This window comes from Bacillus sp. AFS029533 (assembly GCF_002585125.1).
Lineage (GTDB): Bacteria > Bacillota > Bacilli > Bacillales > Bacillaceae_G > Gottfriedia > Gottfriedia luciferensis_B.
In genome coordinates this window covers 91218-106794 of sequence record NZ_NUQC01000022.1, presented here as the reverse complement: position 1 = coordinate 106794, position 15577 = coordinate 91218, and the positions used below count along the sequence as shown (strand labels likewise).

Sequence of the window (15577 nt, the reverse complement as noted above, 5' to 3'; positions counted from 1 at the left end):
ATTAATACAGTGTATTTATTTATATTTTATTATATAACAGAAAAAGCAAAATGTGCTAGTGAATTTTTACTAAATAAGGAAAAAATTATTTTTATATTTTCATTGATTATTATTCAATTTACAGCTCATTAATTATTCTGAAATAATATCTAATATTACAATTTTCATTAATGAATGTAACATAACTAGACAGGTTTGTAAGGGTTTCCATAATGTGGGTAATTAATCCGACAAAATACCTTGTTTTATGGGAAATTTAACCAAATTTCCCTATATCTAGATTAATTTTTACTTAACTTTTTGTTAAGTAATTGTTATACTAGGCACTGTTGAATATGTGGGGATATTTTAATAGAATAATAAACAGTTAGATTATTAGGAGGAAATGATGGAAGAGACGATTAGTTTACAGGAATTGTTCGGCGTTATTAAGAAACGTCTAATCATGATAATTAGTATTACAGTTGTAGCCACAGTGGTTACAGGAGTCATTAGCTATTTATTTTTAACCCCGATTTATCAATCTTCAACTCAATTATTAGTTAACCAAAAGGAAACAAAAGATTCTTCGATTTATCAGAATAACCAGGTACAAACAAATGTTCAATTAATTAATACATACAATGTCGTTATTAAGAGTCCAGCTATTTTAGACGAAGTTATTAATCAATTAAATTTAGATTATACGGTTGCAGAACTAACTAAAAATATCACAGTTGCAAGCGAAGCAAATTCACAAGTATTTACGGTTTCTGTACAAGATCCTAATCCAGAGCAGGCGCAAAAGATTGTGAATACGATAGCAAGTGTATTTCAGGCTAATATTAAAACAATTATGAGTGTAGATAATGTAACTGTTTTAGCAAAAGCAGATTTAAGTGAAAATCCGATTAAACCAAATAAGAAATTAAATATTGTGATTGGATTTGCAGTTGGGTTAATGATTTCGGTTGGTATTGCATTCTTACTTGAGTTTTTAGATAACACAGTTAAGACTGAAAAACAGCTTGAAGAATTATTGGAGTTACCGATTCTAGGTGTTATTTCTGAAGTAACAAAGGGAAAGATCACTCCAAAAATAAATTTAAAATTGGGAAAGGGTGCGTAAAATGGTTAAAAAAACGACTAAAGAAAAATTAAAAAGATTTCTTATTACATTAACAAACCCTAAATCACCATTTGCAGAGCAATATCGAACAGTTCGTACGAACATTCAATTTTCTTCGATCGATAAAAAAATAAAATCAATTTTAGTGACATCTTCTGAACCATCAGAAGGTAAAACAACAACAATTGCCAATCTTGCTATTACGTATGCTCAGCAAGAAAAGAAAGTACTTTTAGTAGATGCAGATCTACGTAAACCGCAATTGCATTCTGATTTTAAATTAGAGAATTTTAAAGGTTTAACAACTGCAATTGCGCAAGAAAAGTCCTTAAAGGACGTTATCCAAAAAACTGATATTAGTAATCTATCAATTCTAACTTCGGGTCCTATTCCACCAAATCCATCTGAGTTATTATCTTCAGAGAAAATGAAGAAATTGATTGCACAAATGTATGAACAATATGATGTGATTCTTTTTGATGCTCCTCCATTGTTAGCAGTTACTGATGCTCAAATCATTTCACAAGTATGTGATGGAACGATTTTAGTTGTCCGCAGAGGATACTCGGCAAAAGAAAAAATTAAAAAAGCAAAAGAGCTATTAACACTAGTAAACGCAAATATCCTAGGTGTTGTATTAAACCGAGCGGAACAGGATAAAGACGGTTATTACGATTATTATGGTAGCGAAAAATGATTGATCTTCACTGTCATATTTTACCTGGCCTAGATGATGGTCCAATTACAATGGAAGATAGTATTAATATGGCTCGAGCTGCTGTGGACAATGGAATTCATACAATTGTTGCATCACCTCATCATCAGAACGGACGTTACAATACAGACAGAAAAACAATACTTGAAAAGGTAGAAGAGTTAAATCGTATATTAAAACAAAAAGATATACCTTTAACAATTCTACCTGGACAAGAGGTAAGGCTATATGGTGAATTGATTCAAGACTTTGAGTTAAATCGAATTGTTTCAATTAATGATGGAAGAAGGTATGTATTATGCGAGCTTCCATCATCCCATATACCGCATTTTGCAAATCGGTTATTTTATGAGATGCAATCAAACCGCATTACACCAATTCTTGTTCATCCCGAACGAAACAAGGTTCTTATAAACGAACCATATATTCTTTTTGACCTTGTCCAAAAAGGTATATTAACTCAACTAACTGCTTCTTCAATAACTGGTAATTTTGGTAAAAAAATTCAAAAGTTTGCTTTTAAATGTATTGAGGCAAATTGGGTACATACTATTGCATCAGATGCACACAACACGAAAAATCGGAATTTTGAATTAATTGGGGCGTATGAAATCATCCGAGAAAAATTTGGAATCGATACTGAGTTTCAAATGAGGGAAAATGCTCAATCAATTGTGAATGGAGACATTCTTTATCCAGAAGAACCTCTTAAATTAAAACAAAATATTTTTGTTCGTTTACTAGGAATCTAATAAATGATAGGTGATATCTCCTTACCGTTATCAATGGGGGTACTCGGTTATATTGTGGTAGATGATTAAATTGATTAGTTTTCTGTTTATCTTAGTGCACAAATAGATCCCATGAAATAACTCAAACTAAAGGGCTATGTGTATTCGAGAAAAGGAATGACAAATTTGAAATGATCTGCTTAGACGCTTGTCGTCAAAGGTATAGTGTGAGGAGGGGTTAGATGCCCTAAATTATATTTAATTTAAATGAAAATAGAGTTTCTTCTTGTGTATTTATTCACATGAATTTAGAAGTGGAAACTTTATTAATTTGGGGAAAGCAATGGAGGGACTTAGATAATGAAGAAAGTAAGAAAAGCAATTATACCAGCAGCGGGTTTAGGGACACGCTTTTTACCTGCAACAAAAGCAATGCCGAAAGAAATGCTACCAATTGTAGACAAACCAACAATTCAATACATTGTTGAAGAAGCAATTGAATCAGGTATTGAGGACATCATTATTGTAACAGGTAAAGGAAAACGCGCAATTGAAGATCATTTTGATTATTCATTTGAGTTAGAACAAAATTTATTAGAAAAAGAAAAATATGCCTTATTAGAACAGGTTAAAGCTCCATCTAATATCGACATTCATTATATTCGACAAAAAGAACCAAAAGGATTAGGTCATGCAGTATGGTGTGCTCGTAATTTTATTGGGAATGAACCATTTGCAGTTTTACTTGGTGATGACATTGTTGAAGCTAAAACACCAGGATTAAAGCAGTTAATGGACCAATATGACAATACATATTCTTCAGTAATTGGTGTTCAAACAGTACCAGAAGAAGAAACACATCGATATGGCATTGTTGAACCGATTATGCAAGAGGGTAGAAGATACGAAGTAAAAAACTTTGTTGAAAAGCCAGCACCAGGAACAGCGCCTTCTAATTTAGCAATCATGGGTCGTTATGTATTTACACCTGAAATTTTTATGTATTTAGAAGAACAAAATATTGGTGCAGGTGGTGAAATTCAATTAACAGATGCTATTCAAAAATTAAATTCAATTCAACGTGTGTTTGCATATGACTTTGAAGGGAAACGCCATGACGTTGGAGAGAAATTAGGGTTTATAAAAACAACAATTGAGTTTGCTTTAAAACATGAAGATTTAAAGTCCGATCTTTTGGAATTTATGGACATGATTCTCGACAATCAGAAAGTAAAACAATAAAAGAAACGGGGTAAGTTGTTTGCAATTAAGTAGAGAAGTTGTAAAGGAAAATGTAAATCAAGATTTCTCTGTAATTCAAACTACAGAAAGGTCTACAAACAAAAAATACCTAGTCATAAAAAGGTTAATGGATATATTAGGTGCGTTAAGTGGGATTTTCTTACTACTACCAGTATTTTTAGTAATTGCTATTATTATTAAATTAGAAGATTGGAATGGACCTGCAATTTTTAAGCAAAAGAGAGTAGGTCAAAATGGAAAAGTATTTCACATTTATAAGTTTCGTTCTATGGTAACGGATGCTGAAAATAAATTGAAATCTAATGAAAATTTGTATAAGAAATATTTATTAAATAATTACAAGCTAGAACCGCATGAAGATCCTCGGATTACAAAGATAGGTGGATTTCTTAGAAAAACAAGCTTAGATGAAATTCCACAGTTTATAAATATACTAAAAGGTGAAATGAGTCTGGTTGGTCCAAGACCAGTAGTTCAAGAGGAATTACTAGAGTATGGAAAAAAGGCTAGTGAATTTTTGTCTGTAAAGCCAGGTGCAACAGGTTATTGGCAGATAAGTGGTAGAAGTAATGTAGGGTATCCTGAGAGGGTAGATCTAGAGTTGTACTACGTACTAAATAAGTCTCTCTATTTAGATATTAAAATTTTATTTTTAACAGTTTTGCATGTATTGATGCGGAAAGGTGCGTATTAAAAGATTAAGTGAGATAAAATCAAAATGCGCTTTTATATATTTATCAGTGATTATTAATGATAAAAGTATTCTGCGGTGCTTAGGAATTAATATATTCGATAGGATGATAGATTCTTTTTTGTTTTAGAAAGGGGTTCAGTATTTTGAAGATATATCAAGTGGTTGAATCATTTGGGGGCGGTGTTTATAGTTTCTTAGTAGATTTATGCAATGAAATGGCAAAAAATCATGAAGTTACTATTATTTATTCTGAAAGAAAAGAAACTCCTAAAAATTTTGAAAATGATTTTAATCCCATGATTAATTTTATAAAACTAGATATGAGTTTAAAAAAGTCAGTTAGTTCTATTAAGATACTAAGTAAAATCTTAAAAGAGAAGAAACCGGATATAGTTCATTTACATTCTTCAAAAGCTGGATTTGTAGGTCGTTTAGCTACAACTGTAGGGAGGTACAAAGGGAAACTTTTTTACAACCCCCATGGTCTTTCGTTTTTAAGGCTCGATTTATCAAAAGTATTTCGTGAAATATTTAGATTGTCAGAATTTTGCCTTGCAAAACTAGGAGGAGTAGTGATAGCAGTATCCGAGTCTGAAAAAAAAGAAGTTCAAAAACTTACGCGGAAGGTAATCAATATAAATAATGGTATCGACACAGAAACACTTGAAAAAGAATTATTTACAATTCATCCCTACAAAGAAAAAGGTAAACAAATCACGATTGGTACTGTAGGAAGAGTTGAGTTTCAAAAGAATCCGATTCTGTTTAATCAATTAGCTGAAAATTTTCCAAACATTAACTTTGTTTGGATTGGGGACGGAACCTTGAAGCATGAGTTAAAAAGTAAGAATATCCGAACCACAGGTTGGGTAACAAGGAGCCAAGCTTTAAAGCAGATCTCCGATTTTGATATTTATATTCAAACTTCTCTATGGGAAGGACTCCCAATTGCAGTCTTAGAAGCTATGTATCTTGGTAAACCTTTAATAGTTAACAACTCTGTTGGTAATATAGATTTAGTTAGAGAGGGATACAATGGTTGTATTTTCAATGATATAACTGAAGCTCAAAACTATATTAAAGAACTATCAGAAAATATTGAGTTAATAAGCAAATATGGTGAAAATTCCCATTTGAGGATTCAAAAGGAATTTACCTTAAACAAAATGATTAATTCTTACAAAAAATGCTACTTTGATTAATTTTCTAATGAATCCTTTGATATTGGTTATATAAATGAAAGTTGTGTGAGGACGAAATAATGCGAGTTTTAAAAATTTATTTCCATATAATGGCTCTATTTAAAACAAAATTTTATAAACTTATATTTGGAGAAAGACTCGATATAAGTAACAATGTAACGTTTAGAAGGCATTTTTATCTATTGATTGAAGAGAAGGGGAAAATCAGTATAGGAAAGGGATGTTTTTTTAATAATAATTGCTCCATTACAAGTTTAAAGAGTGTAAGTATAGGTGAAGATACAATTTTTGGTGAAAACGTTAAAATATATGATCATAATCATAGGTTCAGAGATTCATCAAAGAAAATCAAGGAGCAAGGATTTTCTGTTAGCGATATCAAAATAGGGAAGCATTGCTGGATTGGAAGTAATGTTACAATTTTGAAAGGTGCAGAAATAGGTGATAATTGTGTTATTGGCGCAGGTTGTGTGATTGCGAAAAAAATTGCTCCCAATTCAATCGTAAAATTGAATTACGATTATGAAACGATAAAAATTGATCATTCAGAGAGAAGAGTGATTATTTATGAATAAAGTAAGTATTATTATTCCCGTATATAAGGTTGAGGAATCGATGTTACTTAGATGTATTGAAAGTGTACTTAACCAATCATATACAAATATAGAAGTCATTTTAATAAACGATGGGTCGCCTGACAATGGCGGCAAAATATGTGAATCATTTATGTCTGATAAGCGTGTAAGTGTTTATCATAAAAATAATGGAGGCGTATCTTCTGCTAGAAATTTAGGTTTAAAAATCGCTAGTGGGGAATATGTAACCTTCATCGATTCTGATGATTACATTGATGAGAATTATATCGATGTACTATTACGAGTAGCGCAAGAAAAGCAATCTGATTTAGTGTTTTGTAACTATGTATATGTAGATGAACAAGGACATCCATTGCATCGAGCAAAAGAGACTGGCCAGTTTACCCATATTGAAACCAAAAAAATGAAAGAATATTTATTTTATATGAGTTTCAGTGTAGATATAAGTGCAATTTTTGGATGTTTGTATAAAAAGAGTCTGTTTAAAAACTTAAAGTTTAACGAAAATATGATAGTGGCTGAAGACGTAGAAATGAAATACAGACTAATTGATAAAAGCAAAAATGTATATTATATAGACCAGAATCTGATGTACTATACAATTCGAAAAAATAGCGCAATGCGCGGGGAATTTAACATAAGAATGATAAATACTATCTCAGAAATGAAAAAACTTTGTAATGAGATATCTCTTGAAAGTAACCAAATATCAAATGCCGCACTATGTAGATATGTAAATTTGTGCTTTGTAATTTTAAAATTTATACCAAAGGATAATCAACATTCAGCGTATAGAAAATTAATTGAAAAAGAAATTTTAATTAATAGACTTAAAGTTCTGAAGGATAGAAAAGCAAGAAAAAAAGTTAAATTAGCTTTATGCTCTACTTTTTTTGGATTTAAGTTCACCAACTGGATTTCTACCACATTACATTAGTAAAAGAAGGATTATATATGCGTAAATCGTTATTATTTGTTGTTCCAAATTTAAGATTAAGCAATGGAGTTACATCTGTAATAATGAATCACTATGATGAGTTAATCAAAAATGGCTATTATGTTGATTTTTTGCTTTTAAGTAGTTTCGATTCTCCTTATTTTGAAAAAATACAAGATAATAAAGGTAATATTTACATTATGCCAGATGTAAACCGAAAAGTAAGTCATGTTAATATAAAGTTTTGTTTAGAGTTGTTTAAGCAAAATAATTACTCTATCATTCATGTAAATACAACAGGACCATTTGCATGTATTGCTTTGTGGAGTGCATTAGTATCAAATGTGAAAATTAGAATTTATCATGCACATAATCCAAAAGAAACAACTTCATTTAAAAGCAAGATTAGATCAAATATTTTTGATCCACTTTGTGTTAAATTTGCAAATAATTACTTAGCTTGTTCCAAAAGTGCCGGTGAATCTATTTTTAAAAGAAGACAATTTAAAATATTAACTAATGCAATAGATGTTAAAAAATATGGCTTTAATATTGATTTGCGTAATTCGATTAGGAGAAAATTAAACATTCAGGATGATTTTGTAATTGGTACAGTATGTAGACAGGCAGAACAAAAAAACCCATATTTTCTAGTTGATATTTTTGCGCAATTAAATAATATCCGTTCTAATACCAAATTACTTTGGATTGGAACAGGGCCTTTGATGGAAAGTGTAATACAGTATTGTAATAAAATTGGGATTTCTGAAAAGGTCATTTTTATGGGAGATCAAAGCGATGTAAATGAGTTGTATTCTGCAATGGATGTATTTCTTTTACCTTCATTGTACGAAGGCTTAGGATTAGTTTTTGTTGAAGCGCAGGCTAATGGATTAATATGTTTTGCATCAGATAGAGTACCATCTGATGTGAAAATTACATCGAATATATATTATTTAAGCTTAGAGTATTCAGCTAATGAGTGGTCAAAAAAAATACATTTAACAGCTGATATCCCTCATGAAAGATTAGAGGCAAAGAAAAAAGCTTTTGATTCCCCATACAATTTGTCAACTCATAGAGGTCAGTTATTGCAATATTATAATTCAATTTTATAAAAGTTAGAAAAGAGAAACAAAGATGACGATTTATATATTAAGTCTATTTTTCATTATGTTAGCGGGCATAGCATTAAAACCGAATAGAAGTTTAAAAAGAAGAAAGTATTTTATTATTTTTTCTTTTGGATTAATAACCGTTATTTCTATGCTTAGAAAGTATACTGTTGGAATTGATTTGTCAGACCACTATTATAATAACTTTATTAAATATCAGACCTGGAGTTGGGATTCTGCTGACAATAGTATCTATGAAGCTGGATATTTCTATTTCAACAAAGCTATTGCGATATTCTCTAGTAATCCACAATCTATTATTATCGTTACTTCGGTTTTATCTTTTGCAATTATAGGGTGGTTTATTTATAAAAATTCAGAAGATGTCCTTATGAGCACGTTCCTAGTAATTGCTAATAATATGTGGTTCATGTACCTTAATATAATTAGACAAGCGATTGCAGTAAGTATTGTTTTAATTGGATTGGAATTTCTAAAAAATAAAAATTTAAAATGGAAGCGTTATGTTATATTTTTGTTTTTTGTCTTTTTAGCTACTAGTTTTCATAATACTGCTATTCTGGCACTCTTATTTATTGCAATAGATAAATTAAAATTTAAAGGGATACAGCTATTTATTACTGTAATCGTCACTGGAATTATTGCTGCGACATATAATCAAATTTTTATAATTTTTTCAAAACTACTGGGACAGCATAAAGATTATTTATCACTTTATTCTACAACAGAGGGATATTTGACCCCTACAAGTATCTATGGTGTTGCATTTCCCTTAGGGATGTTTATATTAGGATACCTTTTTATAGTAGTAATAAAAAAGAACATAGCCAATAGAGGAACAAGTTTACCTGATGATAAAAGTTATTCGATATACAGTAATGACTTTTTAATGTATGCCTGTCTCATTTTGAGCATTCTGAGATTGTTTTCATTAAGGTCAAATATAATTTCACGAGTTGGCTACTATTTTCTTCCACTGTTTTATATTTATGTTCCACTAGTGTTAAAAAATATACCTGATCGATATTTAAAATTTCTCATTAAATCGTCATGTTATATTTTTATCTTCGTTGCTTTCATTTGGATTGGATTTAAAAGTGCATCAGAACTATATGGAACAGTCCCTTATGAATTTTTTTGGGAGTGAGAGTTAAGAGGGGAATTTTGCCATTAAAAAGCTGCTTTACCAAGATGAAAAGCTTATTAGATTTGCACTGCAAAGGAGATTAAGAGATTACTGATGAGAAAAATTAGTTTGGACGAGGTTAAAAAATTAGAATTAGATATATTACAATATGTAGATAAATATTGTACCGATAACGATTTAAAGTATTTTATAACAGCTGGGACGTTATTAGGGGCAGTAAGACATAGAGGATTTATTCCATGGGATGATGATATAGATATAGTTGTTCCAAGAGAATGTTATGAGTATATGTTGAAAAATTTTAATCGTAACAATAGCCATTACAAAATAATACACTCTGAAAATACAGAAAATTATCCGTATGCTTTTGCAAAAATTATTGATACAAGAACAAAAATCAGAGAAAATTACACGTATCCTTACGACGCAGGAGTGTACATTGATATTTTTCCATTGGATGATTTAGGTGATGATATCGAATTTATTATGCGAAAAAATAGGATTACCGATCTTCGGAGAAAGTTATTGAATGTAAAAAATTATACTAAAAAATTTAAGATGAGCATATTAAAGCGTTGCCTATTGTATTTATTGAAAGGAATTACTGTTTTTAATAAAAGAAGTCAAATAATCAGATCGATTAATACCGATGCAACGTCCTTAAAAATAAATAAAAGTAAATATTGTGGTGTCTATGTAACATTTACTTATGGTAAAGGTGAAATCATGCAAAAAGATTATTTTTCAAGTTATGTTATGTTACCCTTTGAAGATAGATTTTTTAGAGCACCGGTTGGATTTGATGGGGTTTTGTCAGGACTATATGGAGATTACATGAAATTGCCACCTAAAGAAAAACAGATAACACATCATTCTTTTGATGCTTGGTACCTAAATGAGAATAATAATGTCGAATGATTAAATAGATAAAAAGACTATTAAAAATGAATTCATTTTAAGTTTAGAACTATTATAGATTAGATATGATATCTATGTTTTTAATATTAAAATTCGGTAAAGAAAGTAGATTTTTTTTCTATCTTCTTGCAGTATGCTAAGTATATTAGTTGGCTGATTAGCTGCAATTGTTAATAAACATTAGATAAGTTTTTTTGTTGAAAAATAAAAGGGTTCGAAGGTATGATTGTTTTTTCCTACTCTAAACATTAGCTTTGGACAGTTAATTGTTTGACCGCTATAATACTAGCAGTTTTTCTTTTTTATATAGTGTTGATTGAGACTATTGATACTAAGTAAAGAGAAAGGTGTATATTGCATATTTTATGTCTGAGAATCAACTATAAAATTTTTGTTTTAGACTTTTTTGAATATATTTTAATATTATTAAAAGTAAGTAAATTATTCTCATAATTTTAGTAAATTTGTACACTGAATTTTGAAATAATATTAAAGGAAATATAAATATGCGTATAAGAAGTTCAATAATAAATTTGATTTTTGCAATGGGAGGACAAATTGTAGGTTTATTAGTTAGTTTTTTTGCTAGAATAGTTTTTATTCAAGTATTAGGAACTGAATATTTAGGTCTTAACGGTCTTTTTACGAACATTTTAAGTATACTTTCTTTGGTTGAGCTTGGTATAGGACCAGCAATGACTTTTAGTCTATACAAACCGCTTGCGGAGAAAGACACTGAAAAAGTAAAGAGTTTAATGGGATTATATAAAAAAGCATACATTTGTATTGGAATAATAGTTTTATTAATAGGTTTTAGTTTAACGTCATTTTTGGAAATATTTATTAAAAAAATTCCAAATATACCACATATACATTTAATTTTCTTGCTTTTTGTTATAAATACATCAATCTCTTATTTTTATTCTTATAAGCGTTCATTAATCATAACTGACCAAAAACGTTATATAGCAACAATATATAGGTATTCTTTTTTTATTCTCTTAAATATTGTACAGATTATAATCCTGTATTTATCACATAACTTTCTCTTGTTTCTAATTTGTCAGTTAATTGCTACTTTTGTTGAAAATGTAGTTGTATCAAAAAAAGCTGATAAACTGTATCCTTATTTAAAAGAGAAAAAAATTCAAAAAGTTGATCGACCAACATTTGATCAAATTACTAGAAACATTCGCGCTATGGTTGCACATAAATTAGGTGGAGTAGTTGTAAATTCCACGGACAGTCTGATTATTTCAAAATTCGTTGGGCTGGTAGGAGTTGGGTTATACTCAAATTATCAACTTATTATTAATGCTTTAAATTTAGTAACATCACAAGTGTTTACGTCTATAATTGCTAGTGTCGGAAACTTAGGAGCTACTGAGACAAATGATAAAAAAATACACATATTTAATGTGGTATTTTTTATGAATTTTTGGATTTTTGGTTTCATATCCATTTGTTTAGTGGTTCTAATTAATCCATTTATAGAACTATGGATTGGTAAACATTTTGTTTTAAAAACAAGTATAGTACTAGTATTAATTCTAAATTTTTATTTGTCAGGTATGAGACAGGGAGTTCTAACTTTCCGAGACGCATTGGGGATATACTGGTATGATAGACACAAACCTATATTTGAATCAATCATTAATCTTGTTGGTTCATTATTGTTAGTAAAACAATATGGAATGCTTGGAGTTTTTATGGGGACAACAATTAGCACCGTGACTACTTGTCTATGGGTGGAGCCATATGTTCTTTATAAATATGGTTTTAAATCTTCTGTACTACCCTTTTTTAGAAGATATATTTTATACACTATTATTACTATTTTAACTGGCATAATTACATTGGCGCTAACTAATGTTTTTAGAAATATAACTATTATTAACTTTATAATTCAATTAATAGTATGTTTAGTTGTTCCTAATGTAATTTTTTGGTTACTTTTCCGTAGAACTGATGAATATAGTTATCTTTATAATGTGATAAATAATTTAATATTTATAAAGTTAAAGAAAAAAATGGGATTTATACCAAAAGAGCTTCAAGGGAAGTAAATCTTACTTAAGTTGAAAGAAAATATGTTTTAATCATAATGAATCTAGCTAGTATACAAGTAATCAATTGTCCTTCTATAATGAGTTGGCAATTGATCTTTTTTATTTAAATAGAAGAGGGAAATATAGATGAATTACAAAAATCACTTTAACAATTGGTACAACCATCCATCATTAGACAATGAAATAAAATCATTACTAGAACAAATGAAACCAAATGAAAAACTAATAGAAGACAGCTTCTATAAAAACCTAGAATTCGGCACAGGCGGAATGCGAGGAGAACTAGGCGCTGGAACAAACCGTCTTAACATTTACACAGTAAGAAAAGCATCAGAAGGACTAGCTCGTTTCATTGAGAACCAAGGCGAAGAAGCAAAACATCAAGGTGTAGTAATTGCCTACGATTCTCGCCACAAATCTCCTGAATTCGCAATGGAAGCAGCAACAACTCTAGGTGCACATGGAATCAAAACATATGTATTCGAAAGCTTACGCCCAACTCCAGTTTTATCTTTTGCAGTTCGTTATTTAGGTGCATTCAGTGGAATCGTACTAACAGCAAGTCATAACCCACCAGAATATAACGGATACAAAGTATACGGTCCTGATGGTGGACAATTACCTCCCGTAGAAGCAGATGCATTAACTAGCTTCGTAGATCAAGTTGAAGATGAATTATTAGTAGAAGTAGCTTCAAAAGAAGATTTACTATTTAATGGTTTACTAGAAATGATTGGCGAAAAAGTAGACTCAGCTTATTTAGAAGAGCTAGAAACCGTAGTTATAAATTCAGAAATTGTTGGAAAACATGCGAAAGATTTAAAAATTGTTTTCTCACCATTACATGGAACATCTAATATTCCTGTTCGTAATGGTTTAAGTATGTTAGGTTACACGCATGTAACTGTAGTCAAAGAGCAGGAGCTTCCAGACCCAAACTTTACAACTGTAAAATCTCCAAACCCAGAAGAGCACGCGGCATTTGAACTAAGTATTCAGTATGGTGAGCAAGTGAATGCCGATGTATTAATTACAACTGATCCGGATGCAGACCGTTTAGGTGTTGCTGTACGCAACTCTGAAGGTGAGTTTACAATTCTAACTGGTAATCAAACTGGTGCATTAATGCTTGAATATTTATTATCTCAAAAGAAAGCACTTGGTATATTACCTAAAAATGGCGTTGTGTTAAAAACAATCGTTACATCTGAAATTGGACGAGTAATAGCACAAAACTATGGTATTGATACGATTGATACACTTACTGGCTTTAAGTTTATTGGTGAGAAAATTAAAGAATATGAACAAACAGGTGAATACAAGTTCCAATTTGGCTATGAAGAAAGCTATGGCTATTTAGTTCGTGATTTTGTTAGAGATAAAGATGCAGTTCAATCTGTTATTTTAGCTTGTGAAGTAGCTGCATATTATAAATCTCAAGGTAAAACATTATATGATGGTTTACTAGAAATCTTTGAAAAATATGGTTTCTTTAAAGAAGACTTAGTTTCTATGACATTGAGGGGGAAGGACGGAGCAGAGCAAATTCAACAAATGATGAATGAGTTTCGTATGAACCCACCGAAAGAGTTTGCTAGTCTTGAAGTAGCAGTAATTGAAGACTATAAGGAAAGTACTAAAACAATTCTTGAAGATGGAACGACTGTTGAAATCAATCTTCCTAAATCGAATGTACTAAAATATATTCTATCTGATGAATCATGGTGTGCATTACGACCATCAGGTACTGAGCCGAAAATTAAATTCTATATCGGAGTAAAAGGAAATTCGTTAACAAATAGCGTTGAAAAATTAGAGGCAATGAAAAAAGATTTATTAAGTCGTTTTGACAAGTAAGAAAATTGGTGCACAGGATAATCTTAAATGAAGATCCTGTGCTTTTTTTATTTTGTGAGACTTAGAGGTTAGGCTTACACTTATTATAGAAGAAACTAAAAAGGAGAGATTTTCATGATTCTAGTCGTTGGCGGAGCAGGATACATAGGTAGTCACACAGTTAAAGAACTAGTCGATCAAAACTATGGAGTAGTTGTATTAGATAATCTAACTACTGGTCACCGTGAAGCAGTAGATGAGCGAGCGATCTTTGTTGAAGGTGATTTAGGGGATGCAACTATTTTAGAAACTATTTTCTTAACTTATAATATTGATGCCGTAATGCATTTTGCTGCTTATAGTTTAGTAGGAGAATCCGTTACAAATCCATTAAAATATTATCAAAATAATGTTGGTGCGACGTTAACATTACTAGACAATATGATAAAGTTTGACGTAAAGAAATTTATCTTCTCTTCTACTGCAGCAACATATGGTATTCCCGAAGTTGATATTATTACAGAAGAAACAGTAACGAATCCAATCAATCCATATGGACAATCAAAATTAATGATTGAAAAAATACTGGCTGATTTCCATAAAGCATATGATTTAGGCTATGTTGTTCTACGTTACTTCAATGCAGCGGGAGCACATGCTACTGGATTAATTGGAGAGGATCACACTCCTGAAACACATTTAATTCCACTAGTACTTCAACATTTACTTGGCCAACGTGAATCAATCAGCGTATTTGGAAGTGATTACCCGACTCCAGATGGCACATGTATCCGCGATTATATCCATATTACTGACTTGGCATCAGCACATATTTTAGCTCTAGCAAGTTTACTAGAAAATGGTGAGCTAAATAACACATACAATTTAGGGAATGGAAAAGGATTTTCTGTTAATGAAATAATTCAAACGTGTGAACGAATTGCAGATAAAAATGCAAATGTGATCTTTACTGACCGTCGTGAAGGTGACCCAGCTCAACTAATTGCTTCATCTCAAAAAATCTATGAAGAATTAGGTTGGGAGACGAAATATTCTTTAGAGCAAATTATTGAAACAGCTTGGAAATGGCATCAAAAGAATCCAAATGGATATAAACAATTTATTATGAACTGAAGTTAACATGACCTTCTTTCGGAGGTTGTGTTTTTTATTTTTCTAAAAACTAACAAAAAAAAATTATGCAAATACATATCTAATCAAGTAA

14 protein-coding genes are annotated in these 15577 nt (G+C 30.5%); all 14 read left to right on the top strand.

All coding sequences use genetic code 11. The features are described 5' to 3' along the window. Nucleotides 1-388 precede the first annotated feature (388 nt). The 14 genes from COE53_RS13675 to galE all read left to right on the top strand — a co-directional run bounded on the left by COE53_RS13675 (nucleotide 389) and on the right by galE (nucleotide 15486). Complete coding sequence (locus COE53_RS13675; RefSeq protein WP_098948274.1) at nucleotides 389-1108, top strand: YveK family protein; 720 nt, start codon at nucleotides 389-391, stop codon at nucleotides 1106-1108. Nucleotide 1109: 1 nt separating this feature from the next. Continuing rightward, on the top strand, nucleotides 1110-1805 hold the full coding sequence (locus COE53_RS13670) for a CpsD/CapB family tyrosine-protein kinase (protein ID WP_098948273.1): 696 nt from the start codon (nucleotides 1110-1112) through the stop codon (nucleotides 1803-1805). Further along, nucleotides 1802-2575, top strand: coding sequence for a tyrosine-protein phosphatase (locus COE53_RS13665; protein ID WP_098948272.1), 774 nt, complete (start codon nucleotides 1802-1804; stop codon nucleotides 2573-2575). Before COE53_RS13670 ends, COE53_RS13665 begins: the two co-directional genes overlap by 4 nt. Before the next feature lie 339 nt (nucleotides 2576-2914). Beyond that, complete coding sequence (galU, locus tag COE53_RS13660) at nucleotides 2915-3796, top strand: UTP--glucose-1-phosphate uridylyltransferase GalU (RefSeq protein ID WP_098948271.1); 882 nt, start codon at nucleotides 2915-2917, stop codon at nucleotides 3794-3796. A 73-nt stretch (nucleotides 3797-3869) separates the two neighbouring features. Then, nucleotides 3870-4511, top strand: a complete 642-nt coding sequence (locus COE53_RS13655) for a sugar transferase (protein ID WP_286162577.1) — start codon at nucleotides 3870-3872, stop codon at nucleotides 4509-4511. A gap of 143 nt (nucleotides 4512-4654) precedes the next feature. Continuing rightward, nucleotides 4655-5713 carry a glycosyltransferase gene (locus tag COE53_RS13650; protein WP_098948269.1) on the top strand — a complete coding sequence of 353 codons (1059 nt, stop codon included), beginning with the start codon at nucleotides 4655-4657 and terminating at the stop codon, nucleotides 5711-5713. Between the two features lie 59 nt (nucleotides 5714-5772). Then, complete coding sequence (locus tag COE53_RS13645) at nucleotides 5773-6288, top strand: acyltransferase (RefSeq protein ID WP_098948268.1); 516 nt, start codon at nucleotides 5773-5775, stop codon at nucleotides 6286-6288. Then, a complete protein-coding gene (locus COE53_RS13640; protein WP_098948267.1) occupies nucleotides 6281-7246 on the top strand; it encodes a glycosyltransferase family 2 protein in 966 nt (321 codons plus the stop codon). Before COE53_RS13645 ends, COE53_RS13640 begins: the two co-directional genes overlap by 8 nt. 17 nt (nucleotides 7247-7263) lie before the next feature. Then, nucleotides 7264-8364: a glycosyltransferase gene (locus COE53_RS13635; protein WP_098948266.1), complete on the top strand. Its 1101-nt coding sequence runs from the start codon at nucleotides 7264-7266 to the stop codon at nucleotides 8362-8364. Nucleotides 8365-8386: 22 nt separating this feature from the next. Next, a complete protein-coding gene (locus COE53_RS13630; RefSeq protein WP_098948265.1) occupies nucleotides 8387-9529 on the top strand; it encodes an EpsG family protein in 1143 nt (380 codons plus the stop codon). A 93-nt stretch (nucleotides 9530-9622) separates the two neighbouring features. Continuing rightward, complete coding sequence (locus COE53_RS13625) at nucleotides 9623-10447, top strand: LicD family protein (RefSeq protein WP_098948264.1); 825 nt, start codon at nucleotides 9623-9625, stop codon at nucleotides 10445-10447. Between the two features lie 506 nt (nucleotides 10448-10953). Then, on the top strand, nucleotides 10954-12513 hold the full coding sequence (locus COE53_RS13620; RefSeq protein WP_098948263.1) for a lipopolysaccharide biosynthesis protein: 1560 nt from the start codon (nucleotides 10954-10956) through the stop codon (nucleotides 12511-12513). A gap of 129 nt (nucleotides 12514-12642) precedes the next feature. Beyond that, nucleotides 12643-14373, top strand: a complete 1731-nt coding sequence (locus tag COE53_RS13615) for a phospho-sugar mutase (protein ID WP_098948262.1) — start codon at nucleotides 12643-12645, stop codon at nucleotides 14371-14373. A gap of 114 nt (nucleotides 14374-14487) precedes the next feature. After that, a complete protein-coding gene (gene galE / locus COE53_RS13610) occupies nucleotides 14488-15486 on the top strand; it encodes a UDP-glucose 4-epimerase GalE (RefSeq protein WP_098948261.1) in 999 nt (332 codons plus the stop codon). Nucleotides 15487-15577 lie beyond the last annotated feature (91 nt).

What these genes read in the sequence shown, in the direction of transcription:
- COE53_RS13645 (WP_098948268.1), top strand. Translation starts at nt 5,773, where the DNA reads ATGCGAGTTTTAAAAATTTATTTCCATATAATGGCTCTATTTAAAACA.
- COE53_RS13665 (WP_098948272.1), top strand. Translation starts at nt 1,802, where the DNA reads ATGATTGATCTTCACTGTCATATTTTACCTGGCCTAGATGATGGTCCA.
- COE53_RS13675 (WP_098948274.1), top strand. Translation starts at nt 389, where the DNA reads ATGGAAGAGACGATTAGTTTACAGGAATTGTTCGGCGTTATTAAGAAA.
- galU (WP_098948271.1), top strand. Translation starts at nt 2,915, where the DNA reads ATGAAGAAAGTAAGAAAAGCAATTATACCAGCAGCGGGTTTAGGGACA.
- galE (WP_098948261.1), top strand. Translation starts at nt 14,488, where the DNA reads ATGATTCTAGTCGTTGGCGGAGCAGGATACATAGGTAGTCACACAGTT.
- COE53_RS13615 (WP_098948262.1), top strand. Translation starts at nt 12,643, where the DNA reads ATGAATTACAAAAATCACTTTAACAATTGGTACAACCATCCATCATTA.
- COE53_RS13630 (WP_098948265.1), top strand. Translation starts at nt 8,387, where the DNA reads ATGACGATTTATATATTAAGTCTATTTTTCATTATGTTAGCGGGCATA.
- COE53_RS13670 (WP_098948273.1), top strand. Translation starts at nt 1,110, where the DNA reads ATGGTTAAAAAAACGACTAAAGAAAAATTAAAAAGATTTCTTATTACA.
- COE53_RS13620 (WP_098948263.1), top strand. Translation starts at nt 10,954, where the DNA reads ATGCGTATAAGAAGTTCAATAATAAATTTGATTTTTGCAATGGGAGGA.
- COE53_RS13640 (WP_098948267.1), top strand. Translation starts at nt 6,281, where the DNA reads ATGAATAAAGTAAGTATTATTATTCCCGTATATAAGGTTGAGGAATCG.
- COE53_RS13625 (WP_098948264.1), top strand. Translation starts at nt 9,623, where the DNA reads ATGAGAAAAATTAGTTTGGACGAGGTTAAAAAATTAGAATTAGATATA.
- COE53_RS13635 (WP_098948266.1), top strand. Translation starts at nt 7,264, where the DNA reads ATGCGTAAATCGTTATTATTTGTTGTTCCAAATTTAAGATTAAGCAAT.